1 protein-coding gene (running past one end of the window) is annotated in these 24579 nt (G+C 69.5%); it reads left to right on the plus strand.

The genetic code is table 11. The features are described from left to right. Positions 1 to 24579, plus strand: partial view of a non-ribosomal peptide synthase/polyketide synthase gene (locus AC5W7N_RS14435; protein ID WP_495923994.1) — the 5' portion only. Its footprint extends 19137 nt past the window's final position; only the first 24579 of its 43716 coding nucleotides appear in the window; its start codon is at positions 1 to 3; the stop codon falls past the right edge of the window.

Raw genomic sequence — 24579 nt, forward strand, 5'->3', positions numbered from 1 at the left:
TTGGACCGGCTGGATTTCGGCGGAAACGGCGAAACTGGTGGTGAGCGGGATGAATTCTTTCCGTTGTCCCCGGCGCAGCTGGGTATCTGGTATGCCCAGCATGTCGATCCTCAGGTGCCGGTCAACATCGCGCAGTATGTCGATCTGCGCGGCGACCTGGATGTAGCGGCCCTCGAGCGGGCCAGTGCCGATGCCGCTCTCGAGATGGGCTCGGGCTTCCTGCGGATCATCGAACGCGATGGTGAACCGCTGCAGACCGTCGATCCGTCGCTGGACGCCACCCTCGAATACGTGGATCTGCGCGACGCCGAGGATCCCGAAGCCGCCGCCCAGGAGTGGATGCGCGCGGAGTACTCCCAGCCGCTCGACATCGTCAAGGATCGCCTGATCCGTGCGGCCGCGCTGCGGATCGAGGATCACCGCTGGTTCTGGTACTCGCGCGCCCATCACATCGCCCTCGACGGCTTCGGCGCGATGACGTTCATGACGCGCATCGCCGAGCTCTACACCGCCTATGTCACCGGCGCCGAGCCCGCGCCGAGCAAGGCCGCCGACCTGCGCACCCTCTATGAATCCGAGATCGCCTACCGCGACAGCACGCGCTTCCAGTCCGATAAGGAGCACTGGGCGCAGCGGGTGGCGGGGTTGGAGGAGGGGTCGAGCCTGGCGGGTCGTTCGGCGCCGCCGTCGCCGGTGAACGGGATCGTCAGCGCCGCCCTGTCGGAGGAGCAGGATTCGCTGCTCACCGAGGCCGTCGCCCGCCACGACTCGTCGCCCGCCGCGATGCTGATCGCCGGTTTCGCCGCGTACCTGGCCCAGTTGACCGGCAACGAGGAAGTCATCCTCAGCCTGCCGGTCACCGCACGTACTACCGCGGCGATGCGCCGCTCCGGCGGTGTGGCCTCCAATATCGTGCCGCTGCGGCTGCACGTCGGCTATGACACCTCGGTCACCGAACTGCTGCGGCAGGTGCAGGTGGAGGTGTCGGGGGCGCTGCGTCATCAGCGCTACCGGCATGAGGACATCCGCCGTGACTCGGCCGGCGACGGTGTGGTGACCACGGAGTTCTTCGGTCCGTGGGTCAACATCATGCTGTTCCACGACGAGCTGGTGCTCGGCCCGATGGTCGGCCAGCTCAGCGTGCTGTCCACCGGCAGCATCGAGGATCTGGGCGTCAACTTCTATCAGTCGGTGGCGGGCACCCGTTCGCATATCGACTTCGAGACCAACCCGAACCTCTACACCGAGGACGAGGCGCGCCGCCATCACGGCCGCTTCCTGGAGTTCTTCGACCGGTTCCTGGCCGCCGACGCCGAGACCGCGGTCTGGCAGCTCGAGGTCACCACGGCCGCCGAGCGCACCGAATCGCTGGTGGAGTGGAACGATTCGGCGCACGAGGTGCCGACCACCACGCTGCCCGCGCTGCTGGACGCGCAGATCCCGCGCACCCCGGACAACATCGCGCTCGATTTCGAGGGCGCCACCCTCACCTACGCCGAGTTCGACGAGCGGGTCAACCGGCTGGCCCGGTTCCTGATCGCCGACGGTGTCGGCCCGGAATCGCTGGTCGCGCTGGGTATGCGGCGTTCGCTGGAGCTGGTCATCGGCATGCACGCGGTGCTGAAGGCCGGTGGCGCGTACGTGCCGATCGATCCGGATCATCCGGCCGATCGCACCGCCTACATCCTCGACAGCGCGGCACCGGTCTGTGTGCTGACGATCTCCGGTGACGAGCTGGAGCTGCCCGAATCGGTGCAGCGCGTGGAGATCGACACCCTCGATGTGTCGGGCTACTCGGCCGAGCCGATCACCGACGCCGACCGCCGGGCCCCGCTGCGGCCGGACAACACCGCCTACGTCATCTACACCTCGGGTTCGACCGGCCGCCCCAAGGGCGTCGCGGTGACCCATCACGCGATCGTCAACCAGCAGCTGTGGATGCTCGACGAGTACCAGCTCACTGCCGACGACGTGTACCTGCAGAAGACCGCGACCACCTTCGACGTGTCGCTGTGGGGCTACTTCCTGCCGTTGATGGTGGGCGCGAAGCTGGTCATCGCCGCACCCGACGGCCATCGCGATCCGCTGTACGTGGCGGACATGATCGCCACGCACCGGGTGACGTTCACCGACTTCGTCCCCTCGATGCTCACCGTCTTCGTCTCCCATGCCACCCCCGCGCAGGTGGAATCGCTGCGCGCGGTGTTCGTCATCGGTGAGGCGCTGCCGCCGGAGACGGCGGCGGCTTTCCGCGCGATCACCTCGGCCGGCCTGCACAACCTGTACGGCCCCACCGAGGCCGCGGTCTCGGTGACCTACTGGGAGGCCACGGCCGCCGACACCGTGACGGTGCCGATCGGTATCCCGGAGTGGAATGTCGAGGTCTACGTTCTGGATTCGCGGCTGCGGCCCGCGCCGATCGGCGCGCCGGGCGAGCTGTATCTGGGTGGACGTCAGCTGGCGCGCGGCTACCGTGGCCGCCCGGATCTGACCTCCGACCGCTTCGTCGCCAACCCGCTGTCCCCGAACGGCGAGCGCATGTACCGCACCGGCGACTTGGTGCGCTGGAACGCGGCGGGCGTGCTGGAATACATCGGCCGCACCGACTTCCAGGTGAAGTTCCGTGGTCAGCGCATCGAGCTCGGCGAGATCGAGACCGATCTGCTCGCGCACAGCGCCGTCAGCCAGGCCGTGGTGCTGGTGGTCGACACCGCCACCGGTCAGCAGCTGGTGGCCTATGTGGTGCCCGCGCCAGGGCAGACGGTGGAATCGGCGGAGCTGACGCGGTTCGTCGCGGAGAAGCTGCCGAGCTACATGGTGCCAGCGTCGATCATGGTGCTGGACGCCTTCCCGCTCAACACCAGCGGCAAGCTGGACCGCAAGGCCTTGCCGGAGCCGGTGTTCGCCGCCGACGCCTCCGGTTTCCGGGCCCCGCGCACCCAGGCCGAGCAGGTGGTGGCCGGCATCTTCGCCGATGTGCTGAGCCAGGACCGGATCGGCATCGACGACAACTTCTTCGACCTCGGCGGTAACTCGCTGGTCGCCACCCAGGTGGTGTCGCGGATCAGCGCGGCGTTCGACACCCAGCTCGGGGTGCGTGCGCTGTTCGAGACGCCGACGGTCGCCGGAATCGCGGCGCGCGCGGAGCATTCGGCCGCCACCGCGGGTGCCCGGCCGCCGCTGGTGGCGCAGCGCCTGCCCGAACGGGTTCCGCTGTCGCTGGCGCAGCAGCGCATGTGGTTCATCAACCAGTTCGACCCCACTGTGCCGACCTACAACCTGCCGTTCGTGGTGCGGTTGCGCGGCCGGGTGGATGTCGAGGCGTTGCAGACCGCGCTCGAGGACGTGGTGGCGCGGCAGGAATCGCTGCGCACCATCTTCCCGGAGTCCGGTGACGGCGGCTATCAGTTCGTCATCCCGGTCGAGCAGGTCGATCTCGGCATCACCGTCGAGCCCATCGATGAATCCGAATTGCCCGGTGTGCTGGCCGGATTCGCCTCCACCGGTTTCGACGTCTCGCGTGAGCTGCCGATCCGGGTGCGGATCTACGAGGTCACCGGTGGCCGCGGTAACGGCACCCCGGAATACGCGGTGGCGTTCGTGGTGCATCACATCGCCGCCGACGGTTTCTCCTTCGGCCCGCTGGCCCGCGACGTCGCGGCCGCCTACCTGGCGCGCGCCGAGGGCGAGGAGCCGTCCTGGGCGCCGCTGCCGGTGCAGTACCAGGATTACAGCATCTGGCAGCGTGAACTGCTCGGCTCGGAATCGGATCCGGAGTCGATGGCCGCGCGCGAGATCGCCTACTGGCAGCGCGCGCTGGCCGGGCTGCCCGATCAGCTGGATCTGCCCGCCGATCGGCCGCGGCCGGCGGTGCAGAGCTTCCGTGGTGGCCGGGTCGGTTTCACCATCGACGCCGAACTGCACCAGCGGCTGTCCGCGCTGGCTCGCGCGCAGGGCGTCAGCCTGTTCATGGTCATGCACGCCTCGCTGGCGGTGCTGCTCGCGCGATTGTCCGGGACCACCGATATCGCCATCGGCACGCCGGTCGCGGGCCGCGGTGAGCAGGCGCTCGACGATCTGATCGGCATGTTCGTCAACACCCTGGTGTTGCGTTCCGAGGTCGACGGCAGCGAGCAGTTCACCGAATTCCTCACCCGCACCAGGGAAACCGACCTGGCGGCGTTCGCGAACACCGATGTGCCGTTCGAGCGGCTGGTCGAGGTGCTCAACCCGACGCGTTCGCAGGCGCGGCATCCGCTGTTCCAGGTGATGCTGTCGTTCCAGGAGATGTCGCACGCGACGCTGGAGCTGCCCGGGTTGTCGGTCACCGCCGACGAGCTCGAGGTCGATATCGCCAAGTTCGACCTGCAATGGACGGTCACCGAGGAGCGCGCGGGCGACGGCGCGCCCGCAGGCATGGCCGCGGTGGTCTCCTACGCCACCGATCTGTTCGACGAATCCACCGTCGACGAATTCACCCGCCGCTACCTTCGGGTGCTGGAAACCGTTGTCGCCGAACCGAATACCGCGGTGCGCGATATCGAGATCCTCGACGACGCCGAACGCGCCACCGTGCTCTCGGGCTGGAACGACACCACCCATGAGATTCCGGCATCCACCGTGCTGGAGCTGTTCGCCGAGCAGGTGCGGCAGCGCCCGGACGAGCTCGCCGTCGTCTTCGACGCCGCGGGCCGCATCGACGGCCTGGACGAAGAGCTCACCTACGCCGAGTTCGCGAGCCGGGTCAACCGCCTGGCCCGCAAGCTGATCGACGCGGGCGTCGGCCCGGAATCGCTGGTCGCCGTGGGCATCCGGCGTTCGGTGGACATGCTCGTTGCGCTCTACGCGACCATGACCGCCGGTGGCGGCTATGTGCCGATCGATCCCGATCACCCGGCCGAGCGCACCGAATACGTGCTCGAATCCTCGGCACCGGTGTGTGTGCTCACCACCGTCGCCGACAACATCAGTGCCGGCGAGGTGCCGGTGATCTTCCTCGACACCGAGGACCTGAGCGATTACTCCGACGCGCCGGTCACCGACGCCGATCGCCTGGCGCCGCTGCGTCCGTCGAACACCGCGTACGTGCTCTACACCTCCGGTTCCACCGGCCGTCCGAAGGGTGTGGCGGTCAGCCATGCCTCGGTGGTCAACCAGATCGCCTGGATCACCGCCGAATACCGGATGAACCCGGCCGATGTGGTGCTGCAGAAGACCCCGGTGACCTTCGACGTCTCGGTGTGGGAGCTGTTCGGCACGCTCGCCGTCGGCGCCCGGATGCTGATCGCGGCGCCGGACGGGCATCGCGATCCGCTGTACCTCTCGGAGATCATCGGACGGCACCGGGTCACCATGACCTCGTTCGTGCCGTCGATGCTCTCGGTGTTCGCCGGTGCCGCCAACTCGGCCGAATGCGCTTCACTGCGTGCGGTGCTGGTGGCCGGTGAGGCGCTGCCGCCTGCGACGGTGACCGCCTTCCGGCAGTTCTCCACGGCCGCGATGCACAACCTGTACGGCCCCACCGAGTTCACCGTGCACGCCACCGCCTGGCATCTGAACGAGGTGGCCCCGGCCAGCGTGCCGATCGGGCGCCCGGTGTGGAACGCACGCACCTATGTGCTCGACGAGGGGCTCTCGCCGGTGCCGGTGGGCGTCCCCGGTGAGCTGTACCTCGGCGGCATCCAGACCGCGCGCGGCTATCACGGCCGCCCCGACCTGACCGCCGAACGCTTCGTCGCCGACCCGTTCGGCCCGCCCGGTTCGCGGCTCTACCGCACCGGCGACCTGGTGCGCTGGGTCGAACCGCATGACCCCGAGGTCGGCACGGCCGGTGTGCTGGAATACATCGGCCGCACCGACTTCCAGGTGAAGTTCCGTGGTCAGCGCATCGAGCTCGGTGAGATCGAGACCGCGCTGCTGGATCATCCGGCCGTCAACCAGGCCGTGGTGCTCGTGCTCGACACGGTGGCAGGCGATCAGCTCGTCGGCTACGTCGTCACCGACGCGGGCCCGGTCGATATCGACAGCATCAAGGGCGCGCTGCACCGCACGTTGCCGTCGTACATGGTGCCCTCGGCGATCGTGGTGCTCGAGGCGCTGCCGCTGAACCCGTCGGGCAAGCTGGATCGCAAGGCGCTGCCGGCGCCGGTGTTCGAGGTGCGCGAATTCCGTGCTCCGACAACGCCGATCGAGGAGATCGTCGCGCAGATCTTCGGTGAGGTGCTCGGCATCACCCGGGTGGGTGTGGACGACGACTTCTTCGAACTCGGCGGCAACTCGCTGATCGCGACCCAGGTCGCATCCCGGCTCGGCATCGCACTCGACACCCGGGTGCCGGTGCGCATGCTGTTCGAGGCCTCCACCGTCGCGGCGCTGGCCGCACGGGTGGAATCGCACGCCGGTGACGGCGCCCGCAAGGCGCTGGTGGCGCGGGACCGGCCGGAGGAGGTGCCGCTGTCGCTGGCTCAGCAGCGCATGTGGTTCCTCAACCGCTTCGACACCGAATCCGCGGTCAACAACATTCCGGTCGCCATCCGGCTCTCCGGCGATCTGGACGTCGCCGCGCTCCAGGTCGCGGTCATCGACGTGATCGACCGGCACGAGTCGTTGCGCACCGTGTTCCCGGAGACCAGCGCGGGCCCGGTGCAGGTGGTACTGGATGCCGCCCAGATCGTGCCGGACCTGACCCCGATCCCGGTCACCGAGCACAACCTGATCGACCATCTGGTGGAGCTGGCCTCGATGGCCTTCGACGTCACCAGCGAAGTGCCGCTGCACGCGCGGCTGTTCGAGATCAACGAGACCGAGTATGTGCTCGGCATGGTGGTGCACCACATCTCGGCCGACGGCTGGTCGATGGGGCCGCTGGCTCGCGACGTCATGGTCGCCTACGCCGCACGCACCTCCTGGGAGGCTCCCGCCTGGTCGGCGCTGCCGGTGCAGTACGCCGATTACGCGCTCTGGCAGCGCGAGGTGCTCGGCTCCGAGGACGATCCGAACTCGTTGATCTCCAACCAGATCCGGTACTGGTCGCGTGAACTCGCCGACCTGCCGGATGAATTGGTGCTGCCCTCGGACCGGCCGCGTCCGGCCGTCGCTTCCTATCGCGGTGGCACCTATCCGTTCGTCATCTCCGGGCAGACCCAGCGTGCGCTGGTGGAGCTGGGCCGCAGGCACAATGCCTCACTGTTCATGGTGATGCATTCGGCGCTGGCGGTGCTGCTGGCACGGCTGTCGGGCACCAGCGATATCGCCATCGGCACCCCGGTCGCCGGCCGTGGTGAAGCCGCGCTGGACGATCTGATCGGCATGTTCGTCAACACCTTGGTGCTGCGCACCGAGGTCGACGGCGCCGCCGGTTTCGACGAGCTGCTGGCCCGCGCCCGCGAAACCGACCTGCATGCCTTCGCACACGCCGACGTGCCGTTCGAGCGCCTGGTCGAGGTGTTGAACCCGGCTCGCTCGCAGGCCAGGCATCCGCTGTTCCAGGTGATGCTGACCTTCCAGAACACCCGGCAGGCCAGCCTGGAGCTGCCCGGGCTGTCGGTCAACGGCATCGACTACGACGCCAGGCTGGCGAAGTTCGATCTGCAGCTGACGCTCTCGGAAACCCAGGACGAGCTGGGCGACGCCGCCGGTATGTCGGCCGAGTTCTCCTACGCGCTGGATCTGTTCGACGAGGCCACGGTCGCCGAATTCGCCAACCGCCTCGACCGGGTGCTGGCCGCGATCACCGCCGACCCGACCATCGCCATCGGCGATATCGATCTGCTCGCCGCCGATGAGCGGGCCAAGGTCCTCACCGACTGGAACGACACCACCCATCCGGTGCCCGAGGCGACGCTGGTGTCGCTGTTCGAGCAGCAGGCCGCGGCGACCCCGGACGCGGTGGCGCTGGTCTTCGAAGACGAGCAGGCCCACCCGTCGCCCGACCACCACCCCTCATCGAATCGCTACGCGAACTTGTCTTATGCCGAATTCGCCGGGCGAGTGCATCGGCTGGCCCGCAGGCTGCTGGCCGACGGCGTGGGCGCGGATGCGCTGGTGGCATTGGCCATCCGGCGTTCGGTGGATCTGGTCGTCGCGATGTACGCGGTGCTGGAGACCGGCGCGGGATATGTGCCGATCGACCCGGATCAGCCCGCCGACCGCATCGATTACGTGCTGGCCACCGCGCAGCCCGCGGTCGTCCTGACCACCACGCGGGACGAATTCACCGCCGAGACCGCGCCGCTGCTGGAGGTGGACGCGCTCGACCTGTCCGCCTTCGATACCGCCCCGATCACCGATGCCGAACGGACCCGGCCGATCCTGGGCGCGGGCACCGCCTACGTCATCTTCACCTCCGGCTCCACCGGACGTCCCAAGGGTGTGGCGGTCAGCCATGCCGCGATTGTCAACCGGCTGCTGTGGATGCAGCACGAGTACCCGATCGACGCCGACGACGCCGTGCTCCAGAAGACCCCCGCGACCTTCGACGTGTCGGTGTGGGAGTTCTTCTGGCCCTTGCAGACCGGGGCCCGCCTGGTCGTCGCCAAGCCCGACGGCCATCGCGACCCGGTGTACCTGGCCCGGATCATCGCCGAACAGGGCATCACCACCGCGCACTTCGTGCCGTCGATGCTGTCGGTGTTCGTGGCCACCCTCGGCAACGAGAACGGTGACGCCGCGGCCCTTCCCGCACCGCGACTGCGGCAGGTGTTCGCCTCCGGTGAGGCGCTGCCGGCACCGACGGCCGCGCGCTTGCGCGAGCTGACCGGCGCCCGGCTGCACAACCTGTACGGCCCCACCGAGGCCGCCGTCGACGTCACCTATCACGAGGCGACCGACGCCGACACCGTCTCGGTGCCGATCGGCCGCCCGGTGTGGAACACCCGGGTCTTCGTGCTCGACGCCCGGCTGCGACCGGTCGCCCCCGGTATCGCGGGAGAGCTCTATCTCGCGGGCGATCAGCTGGCACTCGGCTATCTCGGTCGCGCCGACCTGACCTCCGACCGGTTCGTCGCCAACCCCTACGGCGCTCCCGGCGAGCGCATGTACCGCACCGGTGACCTCGTCCGATGGGCAACCGCATCGCGGAGCGATTCGATGGGGGGTGGTGGCCGGGAGACGGGTGGGCCTTCGGATGGTGAGCTGGAGTACTTGGGCCGCACCGACTTCCAGGTGAAGCTGCGTGGTCTGCGCATCGAACTGGGCGAGATCGAGGCCGCGCTGCTGGCGCACCCGGGTATCGCGCAGTCGGTGGTGGTGGTGCGCGCCGATGCGCATTCGGGCGATCAGCTGGTGGGCTATGTGGTGCGCGAAGCCGACGCCGTCATCGATCCCGACGCGGTGAAGGCGGCCCTCGCGGCCACCCTGCCCGGCTACATGATCCCCGCCGCTCTCGTGGTTCTCGACGCCTTCCCGGTGAATGCCAGCGGCAAGCTGGACCGCAAGGCATTGCCCGCGCCGAAGTTCGAGGCCAAGAGCTTCCGTGCGCCCTCGACGCCGATCGAGGAGATCGTGGCGGAGGTCTTCGCCGATCTGCTCGGCGTCGGCCGGGTCGGTGTGGACGACGACTTCTTCGAGCTCGGCGGTAACTCGCTGGTCGCCACCCAGGCGGTGGCGCGGCTCAGCGCCGCACTCGACACCCAGGTGGGCGTGCGCACCCTGTTCGAGGCACCCACCGTGGGTGCGCTCGCCGCGCGGATGGAATCGCATGCGGGCAGTGGCGCCAGGCAGGCGCTCGCCCAACAGGTGCGTCCGGAGCATCCGCCGCTGTCGCTGGCTCAGCAGCGGATGTGGTTCCTCAACCGCTTCGACGCCGATTCCGCGGCCAACAACATCCCGGCCGCGGTCCGGTTGCAGGGCGTGCTCGATCTGGACGCGCTGCGTGGCGCGGTGTCGGATGTGATCGTGCGCCACGAGTCGCTGCGCACCATCTACCCGTCCCACGACGGCGTTGCCTATCAGCGGGTGCTGCCCTCGACCCGGGCCATCCCCGAACTGGACGTGGTGGCGCTCGGCGAGGACGAGATCGGTTCCGCCCTCTACGAATTCGCCTCCCGCGGCTACGACGTCACCACCGAACTGCCGGTGCGGCTGCGGCTGTTCCAGCTGGGCGAGCAGGACTTCGTGCTGGCCGTGGTGGTGCACCACATCGCCGCCGACGGCTTCTCCATGCGTCCACTGGTGCGCGATCTGATGACGGCCTACGTGGCCAGGACGGCGTCGGTGGAGCCGGGCTGGCCGCCGCTGGCCGTCCAGTACATCGACTACGCGCTGTGGCAGCGCGAGGCGCTCGGCTCCGAGGACGATCCGACCTCGCTGATCTCCGAACAGCTCGACTACTGGCGCACCGCGCTGGCCGGGCTGCCCGACGAGCTGCGCCTGGCCGGCCGCCCCCGACCCGCCGTCGCGAGCTACGGCGCGGGCACCCACCGCTTCCGGGTGCCTGGCGCGCTGATCGAGGAACTGAACCAGGTCGCGCACGGCACCGGCACCACGCTGTTCATGGTGGTGCACGGCGCGTTCGCGGCGCTGCTGGCGCGGTTGAGCGGCACCGACGACATCGCCATCGGTATTCCGGTGGCCGGCCGTGGTGAGCAGGCGCTCGACGATCTGGTCGGCATGTTCGTCAACACCCTGGTGCTGCGCACCGAGGTCGATCCGGCGCAGCCGTTCGGCGAACTGCTCGCGCAGGTGCGTGAGCGCGATCTGGCGGCCTTCGCGCACGCCGACGTGCCGTTCGAACGTCTGGTCGAGGTGCTGAACCCGGCGCGTTCGCAGGCGCGGCATCCGCTGTTCCAGGTGATGCTGTCGTTCCAGAACCTCGGCCGCACCTCACTGGAGCTGCCCGGTCTCACGGTGACCGAACTCGGCATCAATCAGCCGACGGCCAAGTTCGATCTCCAGCTCACGCTGAGCGAGGTGCCCGGCGCGGATTCGGAGATGGACGCCGAACTCGTCTACGCCACCGATCTTTTCGACTCCGGCTACGCGAAGACCTTCGCCGAGCGGTTCCTGCGGGTGCTGCGCGGCGTGGCCGACGCGCCCGGTACCTCGGTCGGCGATATCGAGCTGCTCGACTCCATCGAACGCACCCGCGTGCTGGATCGGTGGAACGACACCGAATTCCCGGTTGACGCCGCGCTGACCTCGCCGGTCGGCGATGCCGCCGCCACCCTGGTCTCGCTGTTCGAGGCCCAGGTCGCGCGCACCCCGGACGCGTACGCCGTCACCTTCGAGGGGACAAGTCTCACCTACGCCGAGTTCGCCGCCAGGGTGCATCGGCTGGCGCGCTGGCTCAAGCAGAACGGGGTCGGCCCGGAATCGTATGTGGCGCTGGGTATGCGGCGCTCCATCGACCTGGTCGTCGGCATGTACGCGATCAGCGTCGCCGGTGGCGCGTATGTGCCGCTGGATCCGGATCATCCGGCCGAGCGCATCGACTACATCCTGGAGACCGCGCGCCCGGTGTGCGTGCTCACCTCGGGTTCCGATCTGGACACCACGCTGTCACGGCAGGTGCGCATCGATGAGCTGGATCTCTCGGCGTTCTCCGGCGAAGTGCTCACCGACGCCGACCGGCATCGTCCGCTGCGTCCGGGCAATACCGCCTACGTCATCTTCACCTCCGGTTCGACCGGGCGCCCCAAGGGTGTCGCGGTCAGCCACGCGGCCATCGTCAACCGGCTGGTGTGGATGCACGCCGAATACGGTCTGGCCGCCGACGATGTGGTGATCCAGAAGACGCCGTCCACCTTCGACGTGTCGGTGTGGGAGTTCTTCTGGCCCTTGCAGGTCGGCGCGCGGCTGGTGGTGGCCAAGCCCGACGGGCATCGCGATCCGGCCTACCTGGCCCAGCTGATGGCCGACGAGCAGGTCACCACGGTGCACTTCGTGCCGTCGATGCTGTCGGTGTTCGTGGCCGAACCGTTGGCCGCCGAATACCTGGGCCTGCGCAACGTCTTCGCCTCCGGTGAGGCGCTGCCCGCGCTCACCGCGCAGCGCTTGCGCGAGCTCACCGGCGCCCGGCTGCACAACCTGTACGGCCCCACCGAGGCCGCGGTCGACGTCACCTTCCACGAGGTCACCGATGCCGACACCACCTCGGTGCCGATCGGCGCACCGGTGTTCAACACCCAGGTCTACGTGCTGGACGCGCGGCTGCGGCCGGTGCCGGCGGGTGTTCCGGGTGAGCTGTATCTGGCGGGCGCCCAGCTCGCGCACGGCTACGTCGGCCGGCCGGACCTCACCATGGACCGGTTCATCGCCAATCCCTTCACCGCGGGCGAGCGCATGTACCGCACCGGCGACCTCGTCGCCTGGACCTCCGATGGTGAACTGGAATACCTCGGCCGCACCGACTTCCAGGTGAAGCTGCGCGGCCTGCGCATCGAACTAGGCGAGATCGAGAACGCGCTCACCGCACTGGAATCCATCGCCCAGGCCGTGGTCGTGGTGCGCTCGGACGAGCACATAGGCGATCAGCTGGTCGCCTATGTGGTGGCCGACCCGGACCGCGTGGTCGATATCGACGCGGTGCGCGCCGAACTCGGCAGGCAGCTGCCCGCCTACATGGTGCCGGCGGCCTACGTGGTGCTCGACGCGTTCCCGCTCAACGCCTCCGGCAAGCTCGACCGCAAGGCACTGCCCGAACCCACCTTCGCGGCCACCGCGTTCCGCGCGCCGGTGACCCCGGTGCAGGAGATCGTGGCGGGCACCTTCGCCGATGTGCTCGGCGTCGAACGCGTCGGCCTCGACGACGATTTCTTCGCCCTCGGCGGTAACTCACTGGTGGCCACTCAGGTGGCGGCGCGACTCGGCGCTGCCCTGGATACCCAGATTCCGGTGCGGGTGCTGTTCGAGGCGCCCACGGTGGCCGCGCTGGCCACCCGGGTGGAGTCGTCGGCCGGTGCGGGCGGACAGGTGCCGCTGGTGCCGCGCGAGCGCGGCGAGCTGGTGCCGCTGTCGCCGGCGCAGCAGCGGATGTGGTTCCTCAACCGCTTCGACAATCAGACCGCCGTCAACAACATCCCGGTCGCCATCCGGCTCACCGGCGAACTCGACCTCGCCGCGCTCGATGCCGCCATCGGCGATGTGCTGGCCAGGCACGAGGCGCTGCGCACCGTGTACCCCGAGGTGGAGGGCACCGGCTATCAGCGGGTCCTGCCCGCCGACGAGGTGCGGGTGCGGCTGATCCCCGAGCCGGTCACCGCCGAGGAGCTCCCGGCCCGGATCGTGGCGCTGGCGAGCACCTTCTTCGATGTCACCACCGCGATCCCGTTCCGGGCCGCGCTGCTGGCCCTCGATCCGCAGACTCATGTGGTGGTGCTGGTCATGCACCACATCAGCACCGACGGTTTCTCGCTGCGCCCGCTGCTGCGGGATGTGGTCACCGCCTATGCCGAACGCGCCAGGGGTGAGCTGCCCGGCTGGGCGCCGCTCGAGGTGCAGTACGCCGACTACGCGCTGTGGCAGCGCGAGGTGCTCGGCGAGGAATCCGATCCGGAATCGGTGGCCGCCCGCCAGATCGCGTACTGGACCGAACGGCTGCGTGATCTGCCCGATCAGATCGAGCTGCCCGCCGACCGGCCGCGGCCCGAAATCGCCACCAATGCCGGTGGTACGCATACCTTCTCGATCGACGCGGAACTGCGCGGCGAGCTCGAGGAGCTGGCCCGCGCCAATGGCGTCACCCTGTTCATGGTGGTGCACGCGGCGCTGGCGACCTGGGCGGCACGACTGTCCAACAGCAGCGATATCGCCATCGGCACTCCCATCGCCGGACGCGGCGAGCAGGCGCTCGACGATCTGGTCGGCATGTTCGTCAACACCCTGGTGCTGCGCACCGAGGTGACGCCGGGCGTCGCCTTCGACGCACTGCTCGAGCAGGTGCGCCGCACCGACCTGGAAGCGTTCGCGCACGCCGATGTGCCGTTCGAGCGGCTGGTCGACGTCATCAGCCCCGCTCGCTCCCAGGCCCATCACCCGCTGTTCCAGATCGCGCTGACCTTCGAGGCCGCCTCGGCCGCCGATATGGGCACCGTCTCGCTGCCAGGTCTCGACCTGGACGTGGTCGAGTTCGATCCGGGCACCGCGAAGTTCGACATCCAGCTCACCGTCGGCGAGATCGGTGACGGCGGCCTGTCGCTGTCGTGGAACTACGCCACCGACCTGTTCGACCCGGAGACCGTCTCCGCGTTCGCCGACCGGCTGGTGCGCATCCTGCGCGGTGCCGCCGAGGACGCCTCGGTCGCCGTCGGCGATATCGACCTGCTGGGTGAAGCCGAGCGGCTCGATGTGTCGCAGCGGTGGGTCTCCTCGGGCGCCGATGCGCTCGCCACCGAGACCGGCACCGGCATCTTCGGCGACGCCGACGCCACCCTGTCGTCCCTGTTCGACGCCGCAGCGGCCGCGCACCCGCATCGGATCGCGGCCCGCTTCGGCGCCGACACCCTCACCTACGCCGAACTCGATCGGCGCGCGAATGTGCTGGCGCGCAGGCTGATCGCCGACGGCGCCGGTCCGGAGTCGCTGGTCGCGGTGATCCTGCCGCGGTCGCTGGATCTGGTGGTCGCGCTGCTCGCGGTGGTCAAGACCGGCGCCGGTTATGTGCCCGTGGACCCGGCCTACCCGGCCGACCGTATCGCCTACGTGCTCTCCGATGCCGCGCCGACCAGCGTGATCATCGACTCGACGGTTCAGGTGACGGTGCCCGAGCACCTGCCGAGCGTGGTGCTGGACGGGTTCGCCGTGGAAGCCGGCAATGTGGAGGACGCCGACGACGCGCCGATCACCGACGCCGACCGCCGCGCCCCGCTGCACCCCGATCACGTCGCCTACGTCATCTACACCTCCGGTTCCACCGGACGCCCCAAGGGTGTCGCGGTGGCCCACCGGAATGTGGTGCGGCTGTTCGCCAATACCGACCGAGACTTCGGTTTCGGCCCGGACGATGTCTGGACGCTGTTCCACTCCTACGCCTTCGACTTCTCGGTGTGGGAGCTGTGGGGTCCGCTGCTGTTCGGCGGCACCCTGATCGTCGTCGACTACTACACCTCGCGCTCGCCCGAGCAGTTCCTGGAACTGCTGCGCGCGGAGAAGGTGACGGTGCTCAACCAGACGCCGTCGGCCTTCTATCAGCTGGCCGAGGCCGACCGCAATGCCCAGGACGCCACGCCGCTGTCGCTGCGGTACGTGGTGTTCGGCGGTGAGGCGCTGGAACTGCGCCGCCTCTCGGATTGGGTTGCCCGGCACGGCGATACGGCGCCGCTGCTGGTCAACATGTACGGCATCACCGAGACCACGGTGCACGTGTCTTACCGTGCGCTGGACGCGGCGACCATCGCCGGGGCCGCCGGCAGCGTCGTCGGCCGGGCCATCGCCGGACTGCAGGTGTTCGTGCTGGACAACCGGTTGCGGCCGGTGCCGGTCGGCGTTGCGGGCGAAATGTATGTGGCCGGACCGCAGTTGGCGCGCGGCTACCTCGGCCGCCCGGATCTGTCGGCGGCGCGGTTCGTGGCCAATCCGCTCGGCGAGGGCACGGGCTCGCGACTGTACCGCTCCGGCGACCTGGCGCGCTGGAACCGCTTCGGCGAACTCGAATACCTCGGTCGCGCCGACGATCAGGTGAAGGTGCGCGGTTTCCGCATCGAGCTCGGCGAGATCGAATCCGCCGTGCTGGCCCAGCCGGGCATCGCCCAGGCCGCGGTCATCGTGCGCGAGGACCAGCCGGGCGACCAGCGGATCGTCGCCTATGTGGTGTCGGAGCCGGATACCGCGCCGAACCTGGACCAGGTGCGTGAGGGCGCGGCCGAGCTGCTGCCCGCCTACATGGTTCCCTCGGCCGTGGTGCGGCTGGAATGGATTCCGCTGACCGTCAACGGGAAGCTGGATCGCCGCGCGCTACCCGCACCGGCCGTGCAGGCCAGGGCGTTCCGCGCCCCCGTCACCCCGGTGCAGGAGACGGTGGCCGCGGTGTTCGCCGAGGTGCTCGACCTGCCGCGGGTCGGCGTCGACGACGATTTCTTCGACCTTGGCGGCAACTCGCTGATCGCCACCCGGGTGGTCTCCCGGATCGGCGCGGCGCTGGGCACCACGGTGCCGGTGCGCACGCTGTTCGAGGCGTCGACGGTGGAATCGCTGGCCGCGCGGGTGGAATCGCATACCGGCACCGAGGCCAGGACCAGGCTGACGGCGCGTCCGCGCGCCACTGGCGAAACCGTGCCGCTGTCGTTCGCGCAGCAGCGCATGTGGTTCCTGAACAAGTACGACACCACCTCGGCCGCCTACAACTTGCCGATCGCGCTGCGGTTGTCCGGTGCGCTCGATGCGGAGGCGCTGGGCCTGGCGGTGGCCGATGTGGTGCGCAGGCACGAATCGCTGCGCACCCGCTACCCCGAGCACGGCGGCAGCCCGGTCCAGGTGATCGTGCCCGCCGAGCAGATCCATCTGGATCTGAACCCGGTTCCGGTCGACGCCGGTGAGCTGCTCGACGTGGTAACCGCGTTCGTGTCCACCGGATTCGATGTGGCCGAACAGGTTCCGCTGCGTGCCCGGCTGTACCAGGTCGGCGCCGACGAGCATGTGCTGGTCGTGGTGGTGCACCACATCGCCGCCGACGGCTTCTCGATGGGCCCGCTCACCCGCGACGTGATGCTGGCCTACAGCGCCCGCATCCAGGACAGCGCCCCCGGCTGGGAGCCGCTGTCGGTGCAGTACGCCGATTTCGCGCTGTGGCAGCGCGAGGTGCTCGGCTCCGAGGACGATCCGCAGTCGCTGATGGCCCGCCAGGTCGCCTACTGGCAGCGCGCGCTCGACGGCATCCCCGACGAGCTGGCCCTGCCGACCGACCGGCCGCGTCCGGCGGTCGCCTCGCTGCGCGGCGCCACCCTGCACACCGAACTGCCCGGCGATCTGGTGGCTGCGCTGGACGAGGTGGCCCGCCGCAGCGGCGCCTCGCTGTTCATGGTCATGCACGGTGCGCTGACGGTGCTGCTGTCGCGGCTGTCCGGCAGCGATGACGTCGCCGTCGGCACCCCCATCGCCGGCCGCGGCGAACAGGCCCTCGACGACCTGGTCGGCATGTTCGTCAACACGCTGGTGCTGCGCACCGGCATCGACCCGGCCGAATCGTTCACCGAGCTGCTGGATCGGGTGCGCCGCACCGACCTGGACGCCTACGGCAATGCCGATGTGCCGTTCGAGCGGCTGGTGGAACTGCTGGCGCCGGAGCGTTCGCAGGCCCGCAACCCGCTGTTCCAGGTGATGCTGGCGTTCCAGAACCTCGACCGCACCAGCCTGGAACTGCCGGGGCTGTCGGTGTCGGCGCTGGATCTGGAAGAAAACGTCGCCCGGTTCGATCTCCAGTTCACGCTCTCCGAGCACGGTGAATCCGGCGCGGGCATGGCGTTGGCGCTGACCTACGCCACCGAGCTGTTCGACGAGGCCACGGTGGCCGAGATCGCGGCGCGCTGGCGGCGGGTGCTCGAGGCGATCGCCGCCGACGCCTCGATCAGCGTCGGGGCCATCGACGTCCTCGATGCCGCCGAACGCGCCGATCTGGTCTCGCGCACCGGTGCGCCCGCGGTGGCGCCGCGGGTGCTGGCCGATCTGCTGGCCGAGGCCGCCGCACGCGACCCGAAGGCGCCCGCGGTGGTGTTCGAGGGGACAACTCTGTCCTACGGCGAGCTGGACGAGCGTTCCAACCGCCTGGCCCGCCTGCTGATCGCCGAGGGCATCGGCGCCGAAGACCTTGTCGCCGTCGGCGTTCCGCGTTCGGCGGATTCGGTGTTCGCGGCCTGGGCCGTCGCCAAGACCGGCGCGGCGTTCGTGCCGGTCGACCCGAACTACCCGGCCGAGCGCATCGCGCACATGGTCACCGACTCCGGTTCGCCGGTCGGCCTCACCGTGGCCTCGGTGCGCGAGGGGCTGCCGGAATCGGCGCGCTGGCTGGTGCTCGACGATCTGGACCTGGACGGGTTCGACGGTGGCCCGATCACCGACGCCGACCGGGTGCGCCCGGTGCGGCCGCAGCATCCGGCCTACGTCATCTACACCTCCGGCTCCACCGGCGTCCCCAAGGGCGTCGTGGTCACCCACAGCGGCCTGGCGAACTTCAGTGCCGAGCAGATCCAGCGCTACGCGCTCGACTCCGATGCGCGCGCACTGCATTTCGCCTCGCCCAGCTTCGACGCCTCGATCCTCGAGCTGCTGCTCGCGATCGGTGCGGGCGGTGCGCTGGTCGTGGTACCGCCCGGTGTGTACGGCGGCGAGGAGCTGTCGGAACTGATCCGCACCGAGCGGGTCACCCACGCCTTCATCACCCCGGCCGCGCTGGCCACCTTCGATCCGAGCGGCCTGGACACCCTGCGGGTGCTGGTCGCCGGTGGTGAGGCCTGCCCGCCGGAACTGGTGGCGAAGTGGGCGGTGCCGCTGGACGGTGCGTCCGGCGAGGTGCGCCACTTCCACAACGGCTACGGCCCCACCGAGACCACCATCATGACCAACATCAGCGATCCGCTGGTGCCGGGCGAGACGGTGACCATCGGCGGTCCGATCCGCGGTATGCGGTCGCTGATCCTGGACGCCCAGCTCAGGCCGGTGCCGGTGGGTGTCGCGGGTGAGCTGTATCTGTCGGGCGTGCAGTTGGCGCGCGGCTACCACGCGCGTCCGGGGCTGACGGCCGACCGGTTCGTGGCCAACCCCTACGGCGACGGTGAGCGGATGTACCGCACCGGTGACGTCGTCCGCTGGACGCGTACCGGCGAGGTCGAGTACGTCGGCCGCTCCGACTTCCAGGTGAAGGTGCGCGGTTTCCGCATCGAGCTCGGTGAGATCGACGCGGCGCTGGCCTCGCACGAGACCGTCGACTTCGCGGTCACCATCGGGCACAAGAACGCCGCGGGCGCGGTCTCGCTGGTGTCGTATGTGGTGGCGGCGCAGGGTCGTTCGATCGATGTGGCGACGTTGACGGCGCACGTCGAGGACCGGCTGCCCGCCTACATGGTGCCCTCGTCGATCATGGTGATCGACCGGGTACCGCTGACCCCGGTCGGCAAGCTGGACCGCAAGGCACTGCCGGAGCCGGTCTTCGCCACCGAGGTGGTGTTCCGGGCCCCGCGCACGCCGGTCGAGCAGACCATCGCGGAGGTCTTCGCCGAGGTGCTCGGCGTGCAGCGGGTCGGCGTGGACGATTCGTTCTTCGCGCTCGGCGGCGACAGCATCGTCTCCATTCAGCTGGTGTCGCGGGCCAAGGCGCGCGGTGTCGTGTTCACCCCGCGCCACGTCTTCGAACAGCGCACCGTGGCCGGTCTGGCCGCGGTCGCCGAGACCACCGACGGCACCGCGACCGCCGCGCCCGCGCTGGAGGAGCTGCCCGGCGGTGGTGTCGGCACCATGCCGCTCACCCCGGTGGTGCGGTTCATGGCGCAGCGGCGCGGTTCGTTCGGCCGGTTCAATCAGACGCTGGCGCTGGAACTTCCGGTCGGCATCGACCGGGCCGGTATCGCCGCCACGGTCGGCGCCGTCATCGACCGGCACGACATGCTGCGCGCGAGCCTGCGCCGCTCCGCCGGTGACTGGGTCGTGCAGACCGCGGCGCCGGGCACCGTCGACGTGGACGCGCTCATCGACCACACGGTGTTCTCCGCCGACGTCGACGACGCGCAGCTGTTCGACCTGGCCGCCACCGCGCTGGACGCCTCGCTGAACCGGCTCGACCCCGCCACCGGTGTGGTGGTCCGGTTCGTCTGGCTGGAACCCGACCGCGCCGACCGCGCGGGCCGGCTCATCGTCGTCGCCCATCACCTGGTGGTCGACGGCGTGTCCTGGCGCATCCTGGTACCCGATTTCGTCGCCGCCTGGGGCCAGCTCACCGCCGGTCAGGAACCGGAGCTGGTGGCGCCCGCGACGTCGATGCGGGCCTGGGCGCACGCCCTCGAACGGGAGGCGCGCAACCCGGAGCGGGTCGCCGAACTCGACTACTGGCGTTCGGTGGTCGGTGTGGCCGACCCGCTGCTGACCGAGCGTCCGATGGATCCGGCGGTGGACACCTCCGGCGTCATCGAGAAGCATCAGGTCGAGGTATCGCCCGAGGTCACCAAGGCCCTGCTCACCACCGTGCCCGCGCTGTTCCACGGCGGCGTCAACGATGGTCTGCTCACCGCGCTGGCGCTGGCCACCGCGGTCTGGCGGTCGCGGCGCACCCGCGGGGTGCGGCCCGACGACTCGCTGCTGATCCGGCTGGAAGGCCACGGCCGCGAGGAAGACATCGTCGCCGGCGCCGATCTGTCCCGCACCGTCGGCTGGTTCACCGCGATCTTCCCGGTGCGTTTCGACCTGCGCGGCATCGATATCGACGGTGCGCTGGCCGGTGGTCCCGCGCTGGGCGCCGCGCTCAAGGCGGTCAAGGAGCAGCTGCTCGCGGTGCCGGACAAGGGCATCGGCTATGGCCTGCTGCGCTACCTGAACACCGACACCGCCGCCGAACTGCCGAATGAGCTGCCCGGCCAGATCAGCTTCAACTACCTGGGCCGGGTTTCCGACGGCGACGTGCCGGAATCGCTGCGCGGTTTCGGCTGGATTCCCGCTCCCGAACTCGGTTCGCTCGGTGGCGCCTACGACGCGGATATGCCCGCGATGGCGCCGCTGGACGTCAACGCCATCGTGGTCGGCGACAAGCTCACCGCCAATATCGGCTACCCGTCCACCCTGCTGGACGCCGCGTCGGTGCGCGAGTTCGCCGAACTGTGGGTGACCGCGCTGGAAGCGGTTGCCCGGCACGCCAATTCGACCGGCGCGGGCGGGCACACACCGTCCGACTTCGCGCTGGTGCGCACCGAGCAGCGCGATATCGACGGCTGGGAGCAGCGTTTCCCGGCGCTCACCGATGTGTGGCCGCTGTCGGCGCTGCAGTCGGGTCTGCTGTTCCACGCCAGGCTCGCCGCCGATTCGGTGGACGTCTACACCGCGCAGGCGGTGCTGACGCTGACCGGCCGGGTCGACGCCGACCGGCTGCGCGCCGCCGCGCAGGCGCTGGTGGACCGCTACGAGAACCTGCGTACCGCGTTCGTCTCCGATCACGACGGCAACCCGGTGCAGGTGGTGCTCGACAGCGTCCGCGTGGACTGGTCCGAGCACGACCGCACCGAGACCGGTGATGCCACCGACCTGATCGACGCCGACCGCATGCGGCGCTTCGATCTGGCCGAACCACCGCTGATCCGGTTCACCCTGATCCAGGTGGCCGACGCCACCGCCGAGGGCGGCGCGCGCTGGCAGTTCGTGGTGTCCAACCACCACATCCTGCTCGACGGCTGGTCGATGCCGCTGCTCATGCAGGACCTGCTGGTGCTGTACGCGGTGCACGCCGATGTGAACGCGCTGCCCGCGGTGCGTTCCTACAAGCACTTCCTGGAATGGGTCGCCCAGCAGGATCACGCCGCCTCGCTCGCGACGTGGACCGAGGCGCTGAGCGGTATCAGCGAGCCGACGCTGCTCGCCCGTCCGGACGCCGGCCGCGAGATCACCTCGCTGTCGGGTGAGTACCTGTTCGAGCTGGATGAGGCGACGACCGCGCGGATGACGGCGCTGGCCGCCGAGCTCGGCGTCACCGCGAACACCGTGCTCCAGGTCGCGTGGGCGATCCTGGTCGGCCGGATGACCGGCAACGACGACGTGCTGTTCGGCACCACCGTCTCGGGCCGTCCGGCGCAGCTCGCCGGCGTCGAGTCGATGGTGGGTTTGTTCATCAATACCGTCCCGGTTCGGGTTCGGTTCGATGCTTCCGAGTCTGTGCTCGATGTGCTGGTCCGGACTCAGGGTGAGCAGGCGGACCTGCTGGACCACCACTATGTGGGTCTGGCGGAGATTCAGTCGGCCGCGGGGATTGGTGGGCTCTTCGACACGCTTGTGGTGTTCGAGTCGTATCCCGTTGATGCCGAGGGGATTCAGGCGCAGGCTGCCGATATCGACGGTATGGCCGTCACCGGGTTGGACGCGGCCGACGCCACGCACTACCCGCTGACGCTGATCGCTCAGCTCGATACCAAGCTGCGGATTCGTGCCGGTTACCTGCGCGATCTGTTCGACGAGCAGACGGTGCGGCGCATCGCCGATCGACTGATCCGGGTGCTGGGCACCATCACCGCCGAACCCGCCGTCGCGGCGGGCGAGATCGAGCTGCTCGATGCCGCCGAACGTGAACTGGTGGTCTCCGGCTGGAACGACACCGCGCACGCGGTCGACGACACCGCGACGCTGGTCTCGATGTTCGAGGCGCAGGTCGCGCGCACCCCGGACGCGCCCGCCGTCAGCTTCGAGGGGACGACTCTGTCCTACGCGGAGTTCGCCTCCAGGGTGAACCTGCTCGCGCGCTGGCTGATCGAGCGCGGCGTAGGCGCGGAATCGTATGTGGCGCTGGGTATGCGCCGGTCGATCGACCTGGTGGTCGGCATGTACGCCGTCAGCGTGGCCGGTGGCGCGTATGTGCCGCTGGACCCGGATCATCCGGCCGAGCGCACGGAATACATTCTGGCCACGGCCGATCCGGTGTGCGTGCTCACCTCGGGTGACGATCTCGATATCGACACCGCGCAGGTGCGCATCGACCTGCTGGATCTGTCCGGCTACACCGACGGACCGATCACCGATGCCGAGCGACGCGCCCCGCTGCGGCCGTCGAACACCGCCTACGTCATCTTCACCTCCGGTTCGACCGGTCGTCCGAAGGGTGTGGCGGTTTCGCACGGCGCGATCGTGAACCGTCTGGTGTGGATGCAGTCGGCCTATCAGCTGGACGCCTCCGATGTGGTGTTGCAGAAAACGCCGGCGACCTTCGACGTGTCGGTGTGGGAGTTCTTCTGGCCCTTGCAGATCGGCGCGCGCCTGGTGGTCGCCAAGCCGGACGGGCATCGCGATCCGGCCTACCTGGCCGAGATCATCACGGCCGAGGGCGTCACCGTCACTCACTTCGTGCCGTCCATGCTGGCGGTCTTCGTCGCGGATGCCGCTGCCGCGCAGTGTGATTCGCTGCGCATCGTCTTCGCCTCCGGTGAGGCGCTCTCGCCCAAGCCTGCGCACCGGTTGCGTGAGCTGACCGGCGCGGCGCTGCACAACCTGTACGGCCCGACCGAGGCCGCGGTCGACGTCACCTTCCACGAGGTCACCGACGCCGACACCGACACCGTGCCGATCGGTGCGCCGGTCTACAACACCCAGGTCTACGTGCTGGACGCGCGGCTGCGGCCGGTGCCGGTCGGCGTGGCGGGTGAGCTGTACCTCGCGGGCACCCAGCTGGCGCGCGGTTACGTGGCCCGCCCGGACCTGACCAGCGACCGCTTCGTGGCCAACCTGTTCGGCACCGCCGAACGCATGTACCGCACCGGCGACCTGGTGGCCTGGACCGCCGACGGCGAGCTGGAGTACCTGGGCCGCACCGACTTCCAGGTGAAACTGCGCGGTCTGCGCATCGAGCTCGGCGAGATCGAGGCCGCGCTGACCGGGCTCGACGAAGTCGCCCAGTCGGTCGTGGTGGTCCGCGGCGATCAGCACACCGGCGATCAGCTGGTGGCCTATGTGGTCGCCACGCCGGGTGTTCCGGTCGACACCGAGGCGCTGCGCGAGGAACTGGGACGGCAGCTGCCCGCCTACATGGTTCCGGCCGTGGTGATGGTGCTCGACGAGTTCCCGCTCAATGCCTCCGGCAAGCTGGACCGCAAGGCACTGCCCGCGCCGGTGTTCGAGGCCGCGGTGTTCCGCGCCCCGACCACGCCGGTGGAAGAGATCGTGGCTACCACCTTCGCCGACGTGCTCGGCCTGGACCGGGTGGGCCTGGACGACGACTTCTTCGCCCTCGGCGGCAACTCGCTGAGCGCCACCCAGGTCGCCGCCCGGCTCTCGGCCGCGCTCGACACCGATCTCGGCGTGCGCGAACTGTTCGAGGCGTCCACGGTCGCCGCGCTGGCCGCAAGGGCCGAATCCCGGGCGGGTGCCGGTGCGCGCGCCGCGCTGGTGCCGCAGCAGCGGCCCGAGCTGGTGCCGCTGTCGCTGGCCCAGCAGCGGATGTGGTTCCTCAACCGGTTCGATCCCGAATCGGCGGTCGACAACATCCCGGCCGCGGTGCGGCTGTCCGGTCTGCTCGACCGGCAGGCCCTGCAGATCGCGGTCGCCGATGTGCTGGCCCGCCACGAATCGCTGCGCACCTTCTATCCCGAGGTCGACGGCACCGCCTACCAGCAGGCCGTGCCCACCGCGAAGGTGATCCCGGACCTGAGCCCGGTCGAGGTGACCGAAGCCGAGCTGCCCGCCCGCGTCGCCGAACTGGTGCGCACCGCATTCGACGTCACCTCCGAGGTGCCGTTCCGGGCCCGGCTGTTCGAGATCAGCCCGACCGAACACGTGCTCGCCCTTGTGGTGCACCACATTTCGGCCGACGGCTTCTCCATGGGCCCGCTGACCCGCGATGTGATGACCGCCTACGGCGCTCGCGTCGAGGGCGGCGAGCCGGCCTGGCGTCCGCTGGAGGTGCAGTACGCCGACTTCGCGCTGTGGCAGCGCGAGGTGCTCGGCTCCGAGGACGATCCGGAATCGGTGATC

The sequence above is a fragment of the Nocardia sp. CDC519 genome (assembly GCF_059509835.1).